Raw genomic sequence first — 14,810 nt, forward strand, 5'->3', positions numbered from 1 at the left:
CACGGCGGGGATTCGGAGCAGGACGCCATCCGGTTCGGACTAAATTTTGGAGTTATTCAGCGGCTTTCGGCGCGACGACCGTGCCGCGGGCCCGCGTTACGACGATCGGCTCAACGAGTACGTCGGCTGCCGAAGGTCCGCGTTCGGGCGCCGAACGGCACACCACACGTGCCTCGAACTCGATCTCACGCGACCGCTTCCCGATGCGCACCAACGTCGCCGAGGCCTCGACGACGTCGCCGGCCTGGATCGGCGCCGCGAACTCGACGGAGCTGTACCCCGCGAACAGCCCCTCGTCGGAGTCCGTGTGGATGAGCAACTCGGTGGCGACGTCACCGAACATGCCGAGCCCGTAGGCGCCGTCGACCAGGTTGCCGCCGTAGTGCGCATGCGAGTGCGGCACGTAACGGCGGTGCGTCACCGAGAAACCCTCGACCAAAGCTCCGCTCACGCGGCGACCCCCTTCTTCTCCTGCATCGCGTGCACCAGATAGCTCGCGACCTCACCCGGCGTGGTACCCCGGGAGAAAACCCGATCAACCCCCAGCTCGCCCGCCATCAACGGGTCGAACCGCGGACCGCCGGCCACCAGCAACGGCCGCCGGTCCCCCATCGCCTCGCGGAACGCCGCCGACATCTCCTGCGTGTTCAGGATGTGCGCGTCCCGCTGGGTCACGACCTGGGAGATCAGCACGGCGTCGGCCTTCTCGGTGCGGGCGGACCGCACCAGTTCGGGCACCGAGACCTGGGCACCGAGGTTCACGACCTTCAGCTCCCGGTAGTACTCCAGGCCCTTCTCGCCCGCGAAGCCCTTGATGTTGAGGATCGCGTCGATGCCGACCGTGTGCGCGTCCGTGCCAATGCACCCGCCCACGACGACCAGCTTGCGCCGCAACACCTTCTTCAAGGCCGAGTTCACCTCGGCCGGCGACAGCAGCGGGTACTCGCGCTCGACGACCCTGACCTCGTCCAGGTCCACCAGGTGCTTCACCGAGCCGTAGACGACGAAGAACGTGAAGTCGTCGCCGATGGGGTTCGAGTGGACCACCATCGCGGGATCCATGCCCATCTTGTTCGCGAGCTGCAACGCCGCGCCGTCCGCCTTGGGGCCGAAGGGGATCGGCAGCGTGAACGACGTCTGGATCATGCCGTCACCGGTGGTGTCACCGTACGGCCGCACGTACCTCTTCGCGTCGGTCACTGCGCTGCCTCCAGCATCTCCGAAGCCGGGTTGAAGTACTCGGGGGCCTTCTCGACCACGCCGTCCGCGCCCTTGCCCTTGTCCGCGGGCCGCTTCATCAGGCCGAACGTGCCGTCCGCGATCGCGTTGAGCAGGCCGTCGTCGACGATGCGCTCCAGCAGGTCGACGGCCTCGCCGAGCACCTGGTGCGCGCGCTTGACGATCAGACCGTCCGGGGAGGGCCGGAAGTCCTCGGCGAGGCTGCCCGCCGCGTTCAGCACGTACCGGACGTTCTTCAGAGCCAGGTCGCGGTCCGACAGGAACGGCGTCACCACGGCTTCGGTCATCATGCCGACGAGCAGAATGGACTGTCCTGTCAGGACACCCGCGAGGTTGAAGAACCCGTCCAGCAGATAGCCGTCGAAGACGTCGCCGGTCATGTGCTTGGTCGGCGGCATCCACTTCAACGGCGCGTCCGGGAACAGTTCGCGGGCCAGCAGGGCGTGCGCGAGCTCGAGCCGGAACGAGTCGGGCACCTTCGGGTTGATCTCGAAGGCGTGGCCGAGGCCCAGCAGGTGGTCGGGCAGTCCCGCCTCGTGGGCGAAGTGCTCGTTGAGGAGCTGGGAGACCGTGACGGTGTGCGCGGCGTCGACGGCGTCCGCGGTGGTGAGGTAGTTGTCCTCGCCGGTGTTGATGATGATGCCGGCGCGCGCGTGCACCTGGCGGGAGAAGCGCTGGTCGACGAACGTGCGGATCGGGTTGATGTCGCGGAACAGGATGCCGTACATCGAGTCGTTCAACATCATGTCAAGGCGCTGAAGTCCTGCCAGGACAGCGATCTCCGGCATGCACAGGCCGGACGCGTAGTTGGTCAGCCGCACGTACCGGCCGACCTCCTTCGACACGTCGTCGAGGGCCGCGCGCATGATCCGGAAGTTCTCCTGCGTGGCGTACGTGCCCGCGAAACCGTGGTGCGTGGCGCCTTCCGGGACGTAGTCGAGCAGGCTTTGCCCCGTCGAGCGGATCACCGCGATGATGTCGGCGCCCGCGCGGGCCGCGTTCTGGGCCTGAATCACGTCCTCGTCGATGTCACCGGTCGCGACGATCAGGTAGATCCACGGACGCTGCGCGGGATCACCCCACTTGGTGATCAGCTTGTCGCGCTGGGCCCGGTTGCGGTCGACCGCCCTGAGCCCCTTCGACACCGCGGACGTGGACGCCTTGCGCGCCGCCGTCAGGTCCTTGCCGGTGGGGATCCTGAACTGGATCTGACCGGCCGCCGTGGCCTCGGCGAGTTCGGTGAGAGTCCCGAGGTTGTGTTCGCGCAGCGCGTGGAACGCCGGCAGCACCACGCCGTGCTCCAGCCCGCACTGCTCGCGGACCGTGTCGATCACGCGGTTGACCCACGGGACGTCACCGGCGCGGTGCGTGGAGTCCGCGCCGGTGATGCCTGCCAGGCGAAGTGTGGCGCGCTCGACGGCGACGGTGGTGTGCGCCTTCGCGAGGGACACCACCGGTTCGGCCGCCCGCGCCGCGAGCTTGCGGGCGGTGGCGACCACCTTCGGGTCGAGGTCGAGCAACGCCATGAGTCACTTCCTCTCGTAAATCGTCCGGCCGTTCAGGACGGTCCGCACGCAGACGGGCGCGGGACCGGTGAGATCAGGCAGTCCGGGCACGCCCGAACGCGGGTCGGTCGACCAGCGCTGCACCCGTGCGTCCGAACCGGCCACCACGAGGTCGCCGGTCTCCCACACCGCGTACGTCGCGGGCGCGCCGGGCTGAAGGGTGCCGGTCAGGCCGTCCATCACGCCTGCCGCACGCCAGCCGCCACGGGTGTGGGCGGTGAAGGCGGCACGCGGGGAGATGCCGTGGCCCTCGGTCTTGTGGTGGACGGCGGCTTTCACCGCAGCCCACGGGTCGATGGCGGTCACCGGGGTGTCCGAGCCGAGCGCGAGCGCGACGCCCGCGGCCGCGAGACGGGAAAAGGGGTTCAGCCCCACTCCGCGCTCGTCACCGAGTCGCTGGACGTACATCCCAGTCGGGCCGCCCCATTCGGCGTCGAACAGCGGCTGGACGGAGGCGATGACGCCCCACCCGGCCAGCTGCTGGGCCTGCTCGGCCGACACCATCTCGACGTGTTCGAGGCGGTGGCGGGCGGAGGCGAGGGCCGGGGTGCCGAGTGCCTTCTCCGCGAGGGCGAAGCCTTCGATGACGGCGGCCATGCCCGCGTCGCCGATGACGTGGAACCCCGCCTGCACCCCCAGTTCGGTGCACTTGATCAGGTGGTCGGCGATCTGGCGTCCGTCCAGGTAGAGCGCTCCGGACGTGGCGGCGTCGGCGTAGGGCTCGGTCAACGCCGCGGTGCGGGAGCCGATCGCACCGTCGACGAAGTGGTCGCCGGCGAGTCCGCGCACGGGAACGCCCGGCAGCTCGTGGGCACCCCAGTAGGCCACCACCTCGGGGCCCTCGGTGTGCGCGAGGAGCTCGCGCAGGTCGTCCTCGCCGGAGATGTCCGGGCCGGCGCACTCGTGCACGGACGCGATGCCTTTCGACGCCGCGTGACGCAGGAAGGTCAGTTGGGCGGCTTCGCGCTGTTCGGGCGTGATGGCGGCTTTCGCCGCGCCTCGCACAAGGTGGTGTGCGGCGCGCGAGAGATGGCCGTCCGCAGAGAAGCCATCGGCGGTGCGGGCCTCGTCGGTGATCAGGTCCGAGGAGACCAACGCCGAGTGCACGTCGATGCGCGACAGGTACACCGTCTTGCCCTGGGCGGCCTCGTCGATCTCGGCGCGCGTCGGCGGGCGGTTCTCCGGCCAGCGCGTCTCGTCCCACCCGTGCCCCCACACGAGGGGGCCCTCGGCGGCGCGCACCTTCTCCAGCAGTTCGTCCACGGAGGACGACTTCGTCAGGTCGAGGCCGGTCAGGAGCAGGCCGGCGGACGTGGCGTGCACGTGCGCGTCGACGAACGCGGGCGCGACAAAGGCACCGTCGAGCTCGATGACCTCGGCGTCCGGATGCAGCGCGTGCCCGACCGAGTCCTGTCCGATCCACACGACGACACCGTCCGTGACGGCCATCGCCGTCGCATCCGGTGCGTAGATGCGGCCGCCGACCAAAAGTTGCGTACTCACGTCACGCAGTCTGCCGTTGCTCGAACAGGGCCCGCACACCCGCCCGCGTCCGGACCAGGTCCAACGCGAACTGGGCGTGACCAGGCACATATCCGTTGCCGACGATCATCTCCACGTCCGCCGCCAGCCCCTCCGCACCGAGGGCCGCCGCGCTGAACGAGGTCGCCATCGAGAAGAAGATCACCGTGCCGCCGTCCGCGGTCGCGAGGATGGCACCGTGCTCGCACCCCGGCACGTCCACACACACGACCGTGACGTCGACCTGCTTGCCCACGGCCTCGGCCACCGCCACCGGATTGCGCGCGTCCGCGATCACGACCTCGTCCGCGAGGCCCGACTCACGCACCTGCGCGGCTTCACGCTCAGTCGGCACCAACGCGACGAGGCGCGACGCACCGGCCTGACGTGCGGCCGCGAGAGAGAGCGACCCGGACTTGCCGCCACCGCCGAGCACCAGCACCGACCCACCGGGATGCTTGCGCACCACACGGTCAGTCAGCGCCGGTGCACCGCACACGTCGAGCACGGACAGCGCCAGCTCGTTCGGCATGTCGTCCGGCAGCACGGCCGCGATGGACCGTCCGAACAGCACCGCGGTCCCCCGGCACGGCACCTGCTCGTCCTCGCCGTCCCAGTCCTGCAGCCCGTCGTTGATCCGCAGCGGCGTCAGCGTGAGGCTGACCAGCGTCGCGATCCGGTCGCCGGCCTTGAGCCCGAGCGGCGACTCCGGCCCCACCTCGAGGACGGTGCCGAGCAACATGCCGCCCGACCCGGTGACGGGGTTCTGCATCTTGCCGCGCTCGCCGACGATGTCGAGCACGGCCTGCCGGACCGCCGCACCACTGCCGTGCTGCTCCCTGAGCTGCCGGAACGACGCCGCGTCCAGGTTGAGCCGCTCGACCGCGACGATCACCTCGTCGGGGGCGGGCACGGGTTCCGCGTCCAGCCGCCACGCCTGCTGGGGCAGGACGCCGGCAGGCTCCAGGACGCGGTGCAGTCCGTACGCGCTCACGCGAAAATCCTTCGGTCGACGACGCTGTCTCGAAGATATCTTCACGTGAAGTGTAAAGATTGCGCAAGCATCACCTGACGATTCGGGTGATTACACCGTTGCCGAACTCGACGCTCTGGAAGCGGTCGAACGTGGTCATCGACATCGGGGCGTCAAGGTCGAGCACCAACGTGTGGGTGTGCGGGTCGGACGAATCGTCGGTATGGACGACGCGGGCTCGCCGGGTCTCGTCCCGCAGTGTCACCTCCCCGACGTCCACCGAGGCGTCTTTGCTCATCACCAGCACTTCCAGTTGGGTGTAGTGGCCGATGGGGGTGTTCGGCACCAGCGGCTTCACCTTGTTCAGCAGCTCCAGTGCACCTTCCCAGTCGTCCGCACGGAGGATCTCGGGAAAGCCCGCAAGCTCGGGCGGTGTGCTGCCCACGACAACGGCTGTGCGCACACCTACCTTGCGGGCGATGCTCACCTGATGGCCAAGTGACTGCGACTTGACTTCCGACTCTGCGTAGAAGACACAGTCCGCCCGGAGTGGCGCTGTCACCAGCCGGACCACAAGGTCGGTCACGTCGCGGTGGAGGTAGAGGTGGTCGTTCCAGATGTAGGTGTATGCCGCGCCATCGGCGACACCTTCGAGTTCTGCGCAGATCTTCCGGGGCAGGCTGTAGTCGGTGCCGAGACCGGCGATCACGAGGCACCACGACGACGTGGCCAACTCGATGTTCGACCGCAGTTCGGAGAGACCGCGGCGCAACCCGATCTGGTCGCCGACCGCGAGGGCGGGCAGCAACGCGGCGGCTGAGCCGGCATCGCGGGTGGCCCGCAGGTACGTGCTACCGCGGTGCACGACGTGTTCGGCGAGGGCCGCCATGTCAGAGCGATTGCCGGAGTACTCCACGATCGCTTGTCGCACGATCGGATGCACGGTGACGGCGCGCGTCCCCAGGTCGATCAGGGAGTTCGTGTAGAGCACGGCCAGCGTCCGATCGAGGCTGTCTCGACTGTCGCCGATCAGCGCGAACATCAGGTCGCGTGGGATCTCGGTGGGTCTGAGGAGTCCGAGCACTCCGATGGCCTGCCTCACCCATGGTTCACCGGAGGCGGCCGCGTCCAGTGCTCGGGTGATGCCCAGCCCATGGGTCACCGGGTTCGAAGAGTCCCTGACCAGATCGGTGAGGCGGGACACGCTGGTCTTGGTGTCCCTCAAGTACGACGAGGCGGCCGCGAGAGCGGCGGGCAGGTGCCCGACCGCTGCGGCAAGTTCAGCCGCGCCGACGAAGGATCCGAGCTGTCGCAGCGACTCTTCCGGCGAGAACACGCCGATCTCCACGACGTCGGCCAGGTTCGCCCAGCCGCGGTGCACAGAGGTCACCAGAATCTGGGCGTTGCCCAGTCCGCGCAGCAACTCGGCCGACTCCTCCGGGTCGTTCGCGCCATCGAAGACGAGCAGGCACCGCCCGAACGTCGCGACGCGACTCGACACCTGATCGGCAGGCACGTCCAGGGCTCTGGCGAGTGCGGCCAGATCGGTCTCGAACTGACCGGCCCTGATCCACCAGATCACTTCGTAGCGGCTCGCGTTGGCCTCGGCGTACTGCTGAGCGAGCACCGTCTTTCCACTGCCTGGCATGCCTACCAGCGCGCACAGCCCGGTGAACGCCGGGCGGAAGGACTGGTCGATCCGGCCGATGAGGGCGGGCCGCTCGACCAAGTTGGGTTTGAGAAGCGGGACATTGTTGATGATCGAGCCTCGGCCGGGATAAAGGTGGACGTCCCCATGGATGTCCCTGGCCTGCACAAGGTTTCTGGCTGTGCCCGTGATCTCATTCGTCACCGTGGTCGTCGAACGCAACGCGTTCGAGAGCACATTTCGCGCCTCCGCCTCATCCAGCCCAGCCACCTTCACGACGCGACGGCCGTCCAGCACTTCGGGCAGATCGCAGTCCTCGACCACGACCCCGACGAACTGCGTTCCGCTCGCAATCGCGGCCGCCCACTGCCGCTGAGCGTCCACGGAGGCGACCGAGGCGGACGAGATGACGGCGAGCGTGTGGTCGAACTCCTTCAGTTCGATGCCGGCCGCCGTCTCCAGAGTCGCGGTGAGCGCCTTGCGTCCCAGATCCACCATCTGATCGAGGAGCCACTGACCCCACCGCAGGTCCTCCGACAGGTGCATGACAAGCGCTGAATTACGTGGTGCCGTGACACGGCGCGGCTCGACCGGCTCTGCCGAAACCACGGTGTCCACAAAGGACAGGTACCTGACCAGTTGGACGCGTTGGAAGGAGTCCGCGTCCGACATTCTGTGCCTCAACAGCTCTCCGAGAGCCGGATAGCTCTCGGAGTACTGCTTGACCTGTTCGACGAAGACCAGGTCTTTCTCGTCCTGCAGCGTGTCGGGCTGCCGGTACGCCACCTCCAGCCGCGCGAGCAGAGAGTGGTCATTCACCGCCGCGCGGTACACCCGCCGGAACTGAGCTTGGATCACCACCAGCTTGGCCAGCAGTGAGGGCACCGGGTCAATGCCCGCCGCAAGCCCCTTGACCAGTGTGAAAGCCTGCACGCTCCGCTTGATCCGCCGCGGGTTGTAAGGGCTCGTACCACGCAGGATCGGCAGGCAATCCCGGACGTCATCGTCTTCGGAGATGCTTTGGATGTAGGACTCGACCATGCTCTCTGCCGGCGGCGGCAGCGAATACGGCAGTTGTACGACCTTCTCGAAGTAGGTTTCGCCGACGTCTCCCGCAGCAGGCAGGTCCTTGTACTTCACCCTGATCGCGTGCTCGATGATCTCCCGGTCGACCGCCAGCAGGAACACGCAGCCGGGTTCGTCGAGAAACAGCTTGATGGTCTCGATGATCTGCAGCGTCTGCTCCGGCAGGCAGCGGTCCAGGTCATCGATGATCACGACCAGTGGCTTCTTGTGGTACATCACCTCGAGGAGGCCCTGGAACTCGGCGTTGAAGTCGTCCAGCAACGCCGTTTGATCCCGGTGTGCGCGGCGCCGCCGAAAAGCCGTCAGATCGGCACCGAGCCTGATGTCGAAAACCTTCATCAACGCGTCAGGTTTGCTGCCCAGCGCGGCCACCACGCCGATCAGCACGCGTGCCCAGGTCTCGCCCAACACCGGGTTGCCCGCGAGCGAACCCGCCAAAGGATTGCCTGCCACCGGCACCAGACTCAGCGCCATCAGCACCAGCAACGCCACCATGGTGACGCGGAATCCGAGCACGAACAGCTTGCGGAGGAGCTCCCACGAACCGCTTTTGACGTCGATCGAGCGCCACCAGATCCGCAGACCTACATCGAAGCGCCGATACCACCGCACTGATTTCCGCGCGTCAGTGAGGATCCTCTCGATCAACGCCGCCCAGAGGTTCTCCTCTCGCACGTACTTCCAGGCGTTGAACCAGATCGGGTGCACACCGTTCGTCCGCAGCTCTCGCTCGACCAACTTGAGGAACGTCGTCTTCCCACTCCCCCACTCCCCGTAGACGCCGATGGTCCACGGGGTCGTGAAACGGTCCGTGGCCGCAACGCTCCTGGCGAGCGGTATCGCGAACCGGTTGAAGCCGAGTTCGTCCTTGTCTGCGGGCATGTCGGGCACGGGCATGTTCGTTTGTCGCCCAACGGGCGTGTTTCGCTACGTGACCAAACGGAACCAACGGCAGTCGTACGGTGCGAGATCGACCTTGGCACCGATCTTCGCGGGCTTCACGGCACCGCCGGTGAACAGGTCCGTGAGCACCCCTTCGGCGGGAACCCGCACGGTGACCTCCTGGTCCGTGAAGTTGTGCACGGCGATCACCGAGCCGCCGTCGCAGTCCGCGCGGTGCGCGAACACCGTCGGGTCGCCGACGTCGAGCACCTTCACCTCGCCCCACGCCAGCTCCGGGCACTCCCGGTAGCGCTCGACCAGGAGCCGCATCCACGTCAGCAACGAGTCGGGGTCGTGGCGCTGCTTCCCCGCGGCCTCCCAGTCCATCGGCACGCGCACCGCCAGCCTGCCCTCGAGCGACAGGTCCTCCTCCAGCCCGATCTCCTCGCCGTAGAACAGCACCGGCGTCCCCGGCAGCGTGAAGAGCAGGCTGTAGACCAGGCGGATGCGGCGCTGGTCGCCGTCGAGCATGCCGGGCAGCCGCCGGCGCAGACCGCGTCCGTAGAGCTGCATCTTCGGGTCGGGACCGAAGGCGTCGAAGACCTCCTGGCGTTCGTCCATCGGCAGCTTGTCCAGCGTCAGTTCGTCGTGGTTGCGGACGAACGTCGCCCAGTGGCCGTCGCGCGGTGGTTGCGGCCGTTCCTGCAGGGCCTTGGCCAGCGGGCCGGTCGACTTCCGCGCCAGCGCCAGGTACATCGCCTGCATGCCGACGAAGTCGAAGCACATGGTCAGCTCGTCGCCGACGCCCTGGCCGTAGAAGGCCATCGTGTCCTTGTACGGCAGGTTGACCTCGCCGAGCAGGACGGCCTCGCCGTTGCGGCGGTTGAGGAACGCCCGCAGGTCGGTCAGGTAGTCGTGCGGGTCGGGCAGCGAGACGGCGTCGATCGGGTCGTTGTGCTCCAGCAGGAACGGGACGGCGTCCACGCGGAAGCCGCTCAGGCCCAGTTCCATCCAGAAGCCCATGATCCGGGCGATCTCGTCGCGCACCTCGGGGTTGGAGACGTTGAGGTCGGGCTGGTGCTTGTAGAAGCGGTGCAGGTAGTACTTCCCGACCTCCTCCGAGTACTCCCAGAGGCTGTTCTCCTTGTCGGGGAACGTGACTCCCTGCGGTCCGTCGGCCTGGGGCTCGTCGGCCCACACGTACCAGTCGCGTTTTGAAGGGTCGTGGAACCACGGGTGCTCATCGGACGTGTGGTTCACAACGAGGTCGGCGATCACGCGCATTCCTCGGTCTCGTGCGGCGCGCACGAACTCCACGAAGTCGCCCAGCGAACCCAGGCGCGAGTCGACGCCGTAGAAGTCGGTGATGTCGTAGCCGTCGTCGCGTTCGGGGGTCGGATAGAACGGCATCAGCCACACACACGTGACGCCCAAGGCGTGGAGGTGGTCGATGCGTTCGGTGGCGCCGCGGAAGCCGTCACCGGAGAACGTCTCCACGTCCAGGCAGTACAGAACGGCGTTCTTCCACCAGACGTCGGACGTGCGGATCACGCGGTCACCTCCGGCAACACGTGCTCGCCGAACGCGTCGACGAACGGGATCAGGTCCTGGCCGACGTGGTGCAGGTAGATCTCCTCGAACCCCAGCGAGGCGTACTCGTGCAGCCGCTTGGCGTGCCACGCCAGGTCCGCGGACACGTTGACGACCTCGGCCACCTGCGCCGGCGTGACGTGCTCGGCGACGACGTCGAAGTGCTCGGCGAGTTCGAGGTCCCAGCACACAGGTGGGCGGAACACGTTGCTGCGCCACTGTTCGTGCGCGATCGCGAGAGCGGTGTCGTCGTCATCGGCCCAGCTCAGGTGCACCTGAAGGTGGAGCTTGCCCTTGCCGCCGGCGTCCCGGTAGGCGTCCGCGACCTCGCGCAGCCGCTCCGGGGAGGCGTTGACGGTGATCAGCCCGTCGGCCCAGTCAGCGCACCAGCGGGCGGTCGCCGGGCTCACGGCGGCGCCGATCAGCAGCGGCACCTCGTCCGGCAACGTCCACAGCCGGGCACGGTCGACCGTGACCAGGCCGTCGTGGCTGACCTCCTCGCCGGACAGCAGCGCCCGGATCACGTCGACGCACTCGCGCAGCCGCGCCGTGCGGACGTCCTTGCGGGGCCAGCCGTCGCCGGTGATGTGCTCGTTGCTGGCCTCGCCGGTGCCGAGCGCGGCCCAGAACCGGCCGGGGTTCATCGCGGCGAGGGTGCCGATCGCCTGGGCGGTGATCGCCGGGTGGTAGCGCTGCCCTGGGGCCGTGACCACGCCGAACGGGAGGTCGGTGGCCTGTAGTGCCGCGCCGAGCCAGGACCAGGCGTACCCGGACTGGCCCTGGCGCGCGCTCCAGGGCGAGAAGTGGTCTGAGCACATGGCCGCGCCGAACCCCGCCTCCTCGGCCCTGCGCACGGCGATGAGGAGGTCAGAGGGGTGTATCTGCTCGTGGGACGCGTGGATGCCGTAGACCGTCATGGGCCTGAGGTACCCAGCGAAGAAGTTCTGGAAAAGCTTTGAACCGATCCTGAACGGGGTCCGTGTTGAGTGCAGCACCCTCACCGCGGAGGAGGAACGGCGATGTTCAACGAGACCCGGGTCGGCACGGCGACCGTCGTTGAGTTCGTTCGGCCGGACGGCTCGGTCGAACCGATGAACGTCGACCTCCAATACCGCTCAGACGATCCGCACGCCGTGACCATGCGTTTTCACGCACGGGACCAGGAGTCGGTCTGGCTCGTCGGCCGCGAACTCCTCGCCGACGGGATCCTGTCGCCCGCCGGTCTCGGGGACGTGCGGCTGCGGCCGGGCGACGGGGACGTGCTCTTCCTGGAGCTGTTCACCGAGGACTCGCACGCGGTGTTCCAGCTGTCGGCGACCGAGTTGCAGCGGTTCCTGGACTCCACCTACGCGGCGGTGCCGGCCGGGCGTGAGGTCCTCGACTTCGAACTGCTGGTGAAGGACCTCCTCGGCTGACGTTCCGGCGCGTTCCGCGACGTTCCGGAACAGCCGTTTCTCCCCACCTGCTCGGGCAGGGTTCCGCCCGGTCCCGGAAGTCGCCGGGACCGCGGAACGTAAGGGGAGATGGATGCGGACCACCCTCCGCCGGGGGTTCCCGGCACTCGCGGCGCTGTTCGGAGCGCTCGCGCTGGTTCTCGGCCTGTCCGGCACGGCGTCGGCGGCCTCGGCCGAGTTCTACGCGCCCAGCATTCCGTGGAGCACGTCGACGAGCCCCAGCCAGCCGTGGACGAACTCGACGAACATCTGCTTCGGTGGCGGTCACTGCGGCGGTTCGGGCAGCAACGTCATCGTCCGGACGCCCTCGGCGTACATCAGCTCGGTGCACGTGAACGTGCACGACAACGTCAGCAACAAGCACCAGGGCACGGTCTTCGTGTTCGTCGACAACGTGCTCGTGGGCTCCGCCGACGTCCTCGCCGCCGGCAGCATTCACGCCTTCCCGGTCAACCGGGCCGGCTCGACGATCAAGGTGACGGCGGCGCCGCACCCGTCGGCGTGGTCCGACGAGGTCGTCCTGCTGGGCATGCTGGTTCTCTAGGGCGAACTCTGACCGAGGACGTCCCGTGCCTCCAGGAGGAACGGGGCGGCCTCGGTCGTTCTGCCCTGGTCCAGGTGCAGGTTGCCGAGTTGGAGCAGGGTCCGGCGTAGTGCGGTTTTCTCGTCGATCGACCGGTGCAGGGCCAGGGCCTTGTACGTGATCGCGAGCGCTTCGTCGTGGCGACCCAGGCCTGCGTAGCTGATGCCCAGGCTCGCCATCACGGCGCCGCGGCCCGCGTGGTCCTCGACCTCCGCGTACTGGTCACGCGCCCGTTCAAGCAGGTCAAGGGCCTTGGCGAAGCGTCGGGCGTGGTTGTGGGCGGCGCCCAGTTGAGCGAGGGCCTGGACCTGGATCACGTGGTCGCCCTCCCGTTCCGCTGCCGCCAGGAGGGCTTCGAACACCTCCACGCAGCCGTGCTCGACGTGGGCGGCGTGCGGCCACATCGTCCGGAACGCACGCAGCAGGTCCTCAGGCGCCTTGGTGAGGTTCTTCAACAGTTGCACCACGTCTTCCCACGGCAAGACGTCGAGCACGAACCGTTGCGCGCCGTACTTCACGACCAGGTCGTTCATGGCGTCTCTGCTCGTCACGACGACCGCGGACCTGCCCGCACCCGGTAGCAGCGGCAGGACCTGAGCGGCGTCACGGGCGTTGTCCAGCACCACCAGCACGCGCCTCCGCGCCAACGTGGTGCGCAGCAACGAGACGCGTTCGTCCGGTTCGTCGGGCAGGTTCACGTCCAGGCCGCGCAGGAGTGCCGCAGCCGGTCGTTCCGCGTCCTGAAGTTCGAGGTACAGCACGCCGTCGGGGAACCGGTCGGCCACCCGGTGCGCCCATCGGACGGCGAGCGCGGTCTTGCCGATGCCCGCCGGTCCCGACACCACGACGATCGAACCGCTGATCGCCGCCAGCACGTCCTCCCGGCCGACGAAGCCGTGCACGTCCGGCGGGAGCTGCATGGGCGCCGTGGTCCTGGGCCTGCGCCGGGTCTCCTCGACGCGATCGCGGGCGGTGGCGAGCGCGGCCTGTTCCTTCGCGGTCGCACCCAGGATCCCGATCAGCACGTCGAACCGGTCCGTCGGCGGGAGTGTGACGCCGCTGAGGTACTCGGACACCCTGCCGACCGCGTAGCCCGACTTCGCCGCGATCTCGCGGACCGTGAGCTCCTTGTCGTTCTGCGACCTCGCGTGTCTTCGGCGCAGCGCACGCAGCAGCACCGCGAGTTGCTCGGTCGTCGTCACGTCCTCGACGCCGTCCATCATCTAGAGACGCAGCCCCAGCACGAGCTTGTCCGCGGAGTCGACCACGCGGAAGCCGATGTGCTCCCAGAAGCCGATCGCGTGTGTGTTGTGGTGCCGCACGTGCACATGGACGCCCTTCTCCAGACGTTCGAGCACGCTGCGAACGAGCGTGCCACCGAACCCCTTGCCCTTCGCGCGGGGCAACAGGTTCGCGTGCATGTGCGCCGGATAGTCCCGGATCATCATCAGGTCGGCTCGGGCCGGCTGGTGGATCTGCTCCACGATCCGGTTCGCGTTCGGCCTCAGCGGATAGCGAACGCGCAGGTCAGGCCACCAGTCGCGGTCGCAGCGATCCTCGAAGGCCTCCGTGTCGGACGCCGCGAGCGCATACCCGCAGACCCCTTCGTCGTCCTCGGCCACGAACACCAGGTCGGGCTCGAACGCCACGTACGGGCCGACGTAAGCGTGGCCCATCAGGCGCGGATCGTCGAACAGATGACGCGCGCCCTGGCCACCGTTGCCGGTGTCGAGGCAGATGTCGTACAGCGCGTCCAGGTCCGACGGCCGGTACGCGCGGATCACCTGAGCTCGCGCCGTTCGGTGATGACGACCGGGTCGGTGTCGACGTCGATCACTTCGCCCTCGACGACCTGACCGGCGCCGAAGCGGCGTTCGTGCTCGAACTTGAGCGCCGCCGCCTCCGCCTTGCGCGCGATCCGCCGGCTCACGAGCCTCCGCGTGGGCGGGAAGAGCAGGAACAACGCGGCCACGTCGCTGATGAAGCCCGGCACCATGATCAACGCGCCGGCGGCCGCGATCAGCACGCCGTCCGCCATCTCCTGGTGCGGCTGCTGACGCTTGAACACCGACTCGGAGAACGCCGCCATCGTCTGCGCGCCCTGGCGGCGCACCAGCGACAGTCCGACGAGGGTGCCGACAAGAAGCAGGGCGATCATCCACAGCCCGCCGATGGCGTTGCCGACGGCGACCATGACCGCGATCTCGGCGAACATCCCGAGCAGCAGCAGCGCGAAAAGGGGCATGCCTGGTCAACGCACGACAGCCGT

General features: G+C 68.1%; 13 protein-coding genes. 2 read left to right on the top strand and 11 right to left on the bottom strand.

The window, feature by feature from the left end; translation table 11 throughout:
- Positions 1–52 precede the first annotated feature (52 nt).
- The 8 genes from kal to BM417_RS00470 all read right to left on the bottom strand — a co-directional run bounded on the left by kal (position 53) and on the right by BM417_RS00470 (position 11,421).
- Positions 53–451, bottom strand: a complete 399-nt coding sequence (gene kal, locus BM417_RS00435; protein ID WP_093587724.1) for a 3-aminobutyryl-CoA ammonia lyase — start codon at positions 449–451, stop codon at positions 53–55.
- Entirely contained in the window at positions 448–1,200 is a 753-nt protein-coding gene (gene kamE / locus BM417_RS00440) for a lysine 5,6-aminomutase subunit beta (RefSeq protein WP_093587725.1), read from the bottom strand. Before kamE ends, kal begins: the two co-directional genes overlap by 4 nt.
- Positions 1,197–2,765 carry a lysine 5,6-aminomutase subunit alpha gene (gene kamD, locus BM417_RS00445; protein ID WP_093587726.1) on the bottom strand — a complete coding sequence of 523 codons (1,569 nt, stop codon included), beginning with the start codon at positions 2,763–2,765 and terminating at the stop codon, positions 1,197–1,199. Before kamD ends, kamE begins: the two co-directional genes overlap by 4 nt.
- Before the next feature lie 3 nt (positions 2,766–2,768).
- Positions 2,769–4,316, bottom strand: a complete 1,548-nt coding sequence (locus BM417_RS00450; protein ID WP_218164325.1) for an amidohydrolase — start codon at positions 4,314–4,316, stop codon at positions 2,769–2,771.
- Positions 4,309–5,319, bottom strand: coding sequence for an L-erythro-3,5-diaminohexanoate dehydrogenase (kdd, locus tag BM417_RS00455; protein ID WP_093587728.1), 1,011 nt, complete (start codon positions 5,317–5,319; stop codon positions 4,309–4,311). Before kdd ends, BM417_RS00450 begins: the two co-directional genes overlap by 8 nt.
- Positions 5,320–5,389: 70 nt before the next feature.
- On the bottom strand, positions 5,390–8,914 hold the full coding sequence (locus BM417_RS00460) for a P-loop NTPase fold protein (protein ID WP_177320211.1): 3,525 nt from the start codon (positions 8,912–8,914) through the stop codon (positions 5,390–5,392).
- Positions 8,915–8,959: 45 nt separating this feature from the next.
- Positions 8,960–10,465: an alpha-amylase family protein gene (locus BM417_RS00465; protein WP_093587730.1), complete on the bottom strand. Its 1,506-nt coding sequence runs from the start codon at positions 10,463–10,465 to the stop codon at positions 8,960–8,962.
- Positions 10,462–11,421, bottom strand: a complete 960-nt coding sequence (locus tag BM417_RS00470) for a TIGR03885 family FMN-dependent LLM class oxidoreductase (protein WP_093588503.1) — start codon at positions 11,419–11,421, stop codon at positions 10,462–10,464. Before BM417_RS00470 ends, BM417_RS00465 begins: the two co-directional genes overlap by 4 nt.
- 102 nt (positions 11,422–11,523) lie before the next feature.
- Here BM417_RS00470 and BM417_RS00475 point away from each other — a divergent pair, with 102 nt between their 5' ends.
- A complete protein-coding gene (locus tag BM417_RS00475; protein ID WP_093587731.1) occupies positions 11,524–11,919 on the top strand; it encodes an SsgA family sporulation/cell division regulator in 396 nt (131 codons plus the stop codon).
- Positions 11,920–12,031: 112 nt separating this feature from the next.
- Positions 12,032–12,502: a hypothetical protein gene (locus BM417_RS00480; RefSeq protein ID WP_093587732.1), complete on the top strand. Its 471-nt coding sequence runs from the start codon at positions 12,032–12,034 to the stop codon at positions 12,500–12,502.
- Here BM417_RS00480 and BM417_RS00485 read toward each other — a convergent pair.
- From BM417_RS00485 to BM417_RS00495, 3 genes are read right to left on the bottom strand one after another with little or no spacing between them, the layout of a single operon-like run.
- Entirely contained in the window at positions 12,499–13,764 is a 1,266-nt protein-coding gene (locus tag BM417_RS00485) for a tetratricopeptide repeat protein (protein WP_093587733.1), read from the bottom strand. The two genes, BM417_RS00480 and BM417_RS00485, sit on opposite strands and share 4 nt — an antisense overlap.
- The gene (locus tag BM417_RS00490; protein WP_093587734.1) at positions 13,765–14,325 is read right to left on the bottom strand and encodes a GNAT family N-acetyltransferase; all 561 of its coding nucleotides are present in this window, start codon (positions 14,323–14,325) and stop codon (positions 13,765–13,767) included. It abuts the gene before it with no gap.
- On the bottom strand, positions 14,322–14,786 hold the full coding sequence (locus BM417_RS00495) for an FxsA family protein (protein ID WP_093587735.1): 465 nt from the start codon (positions 14,784–14,786) through the stop codon (positions 14,322–14,324). The genes BM417_RS00490 and BM417_RS00495 overlap by 4 nt, the downstream gene beginning before the upstream one ends.
- Between the last annotated feature and the right edge of the window lie 24 nt (positions 14,787–14,810).

It is taken from the genome of Lentzea waywayandensis, assembly GCF_900115955.1.
GTDB lineage: Bacteria > Actinomycetota > Actinomycetes > Mycobacteriales > Pseudonocardiaceae > Lentzea > Lentzea waywayandensis.

Excerpts from the sequence above, each read along its gene's own strand:
- BM417_RS00480 (WP_093587732.1), top strand. The coding sequence starts at position 12,032 with ATGCGGACCACCCTCCGCCGGGGGTTCCCGGCACTCGCGGCGCTGTTC.
- BM417_RS00475 (WP_093587731.1), top strand. The coding sequence starts at position 11,524 with ATGTTCAACGAGACCCGGGTCGGCACGGCGACCGTCGTTGAGTTCGTT.
- BM417_RS00460 (WP_177320211.1), bottom strand. The coding sequence starts at position 8,914 with ATGCCCGCAGACAAGGACGAACTCGGCTTCAACCGGTTCGCGATACCG.
- kamD (WP_093587726.1), bottom strand. The coding sequence starts at position 2,765 with ATGGCGTTGCTCGACCTCGACCCGAAGGTGGTCGCCACCGCCCGCAAG.
- BM417_RS00495 (WP_093587735.1), bottom strand. The coding sequence starts at position 14,786 with ATGCCCCTTTTCGCGCTGCTGCTGCTCGGGATGTTCGCCGAGATCGCG.
- BM417_RS00485 (WP_093587733.1), bottom strand. The coding sequence starts at position 13,764 with ATGATGGACGGCGTCGAGGACGTGACGACGACCGAGCAACTCGCGGTG.
- BM417_RS00470 (WP_093588503.1), bottom strand. The coding sequence starts at position 11,421 with ATGACGGTCTACGGCATCCACGCGTCCCACGAGCAGATACACCCCTCT.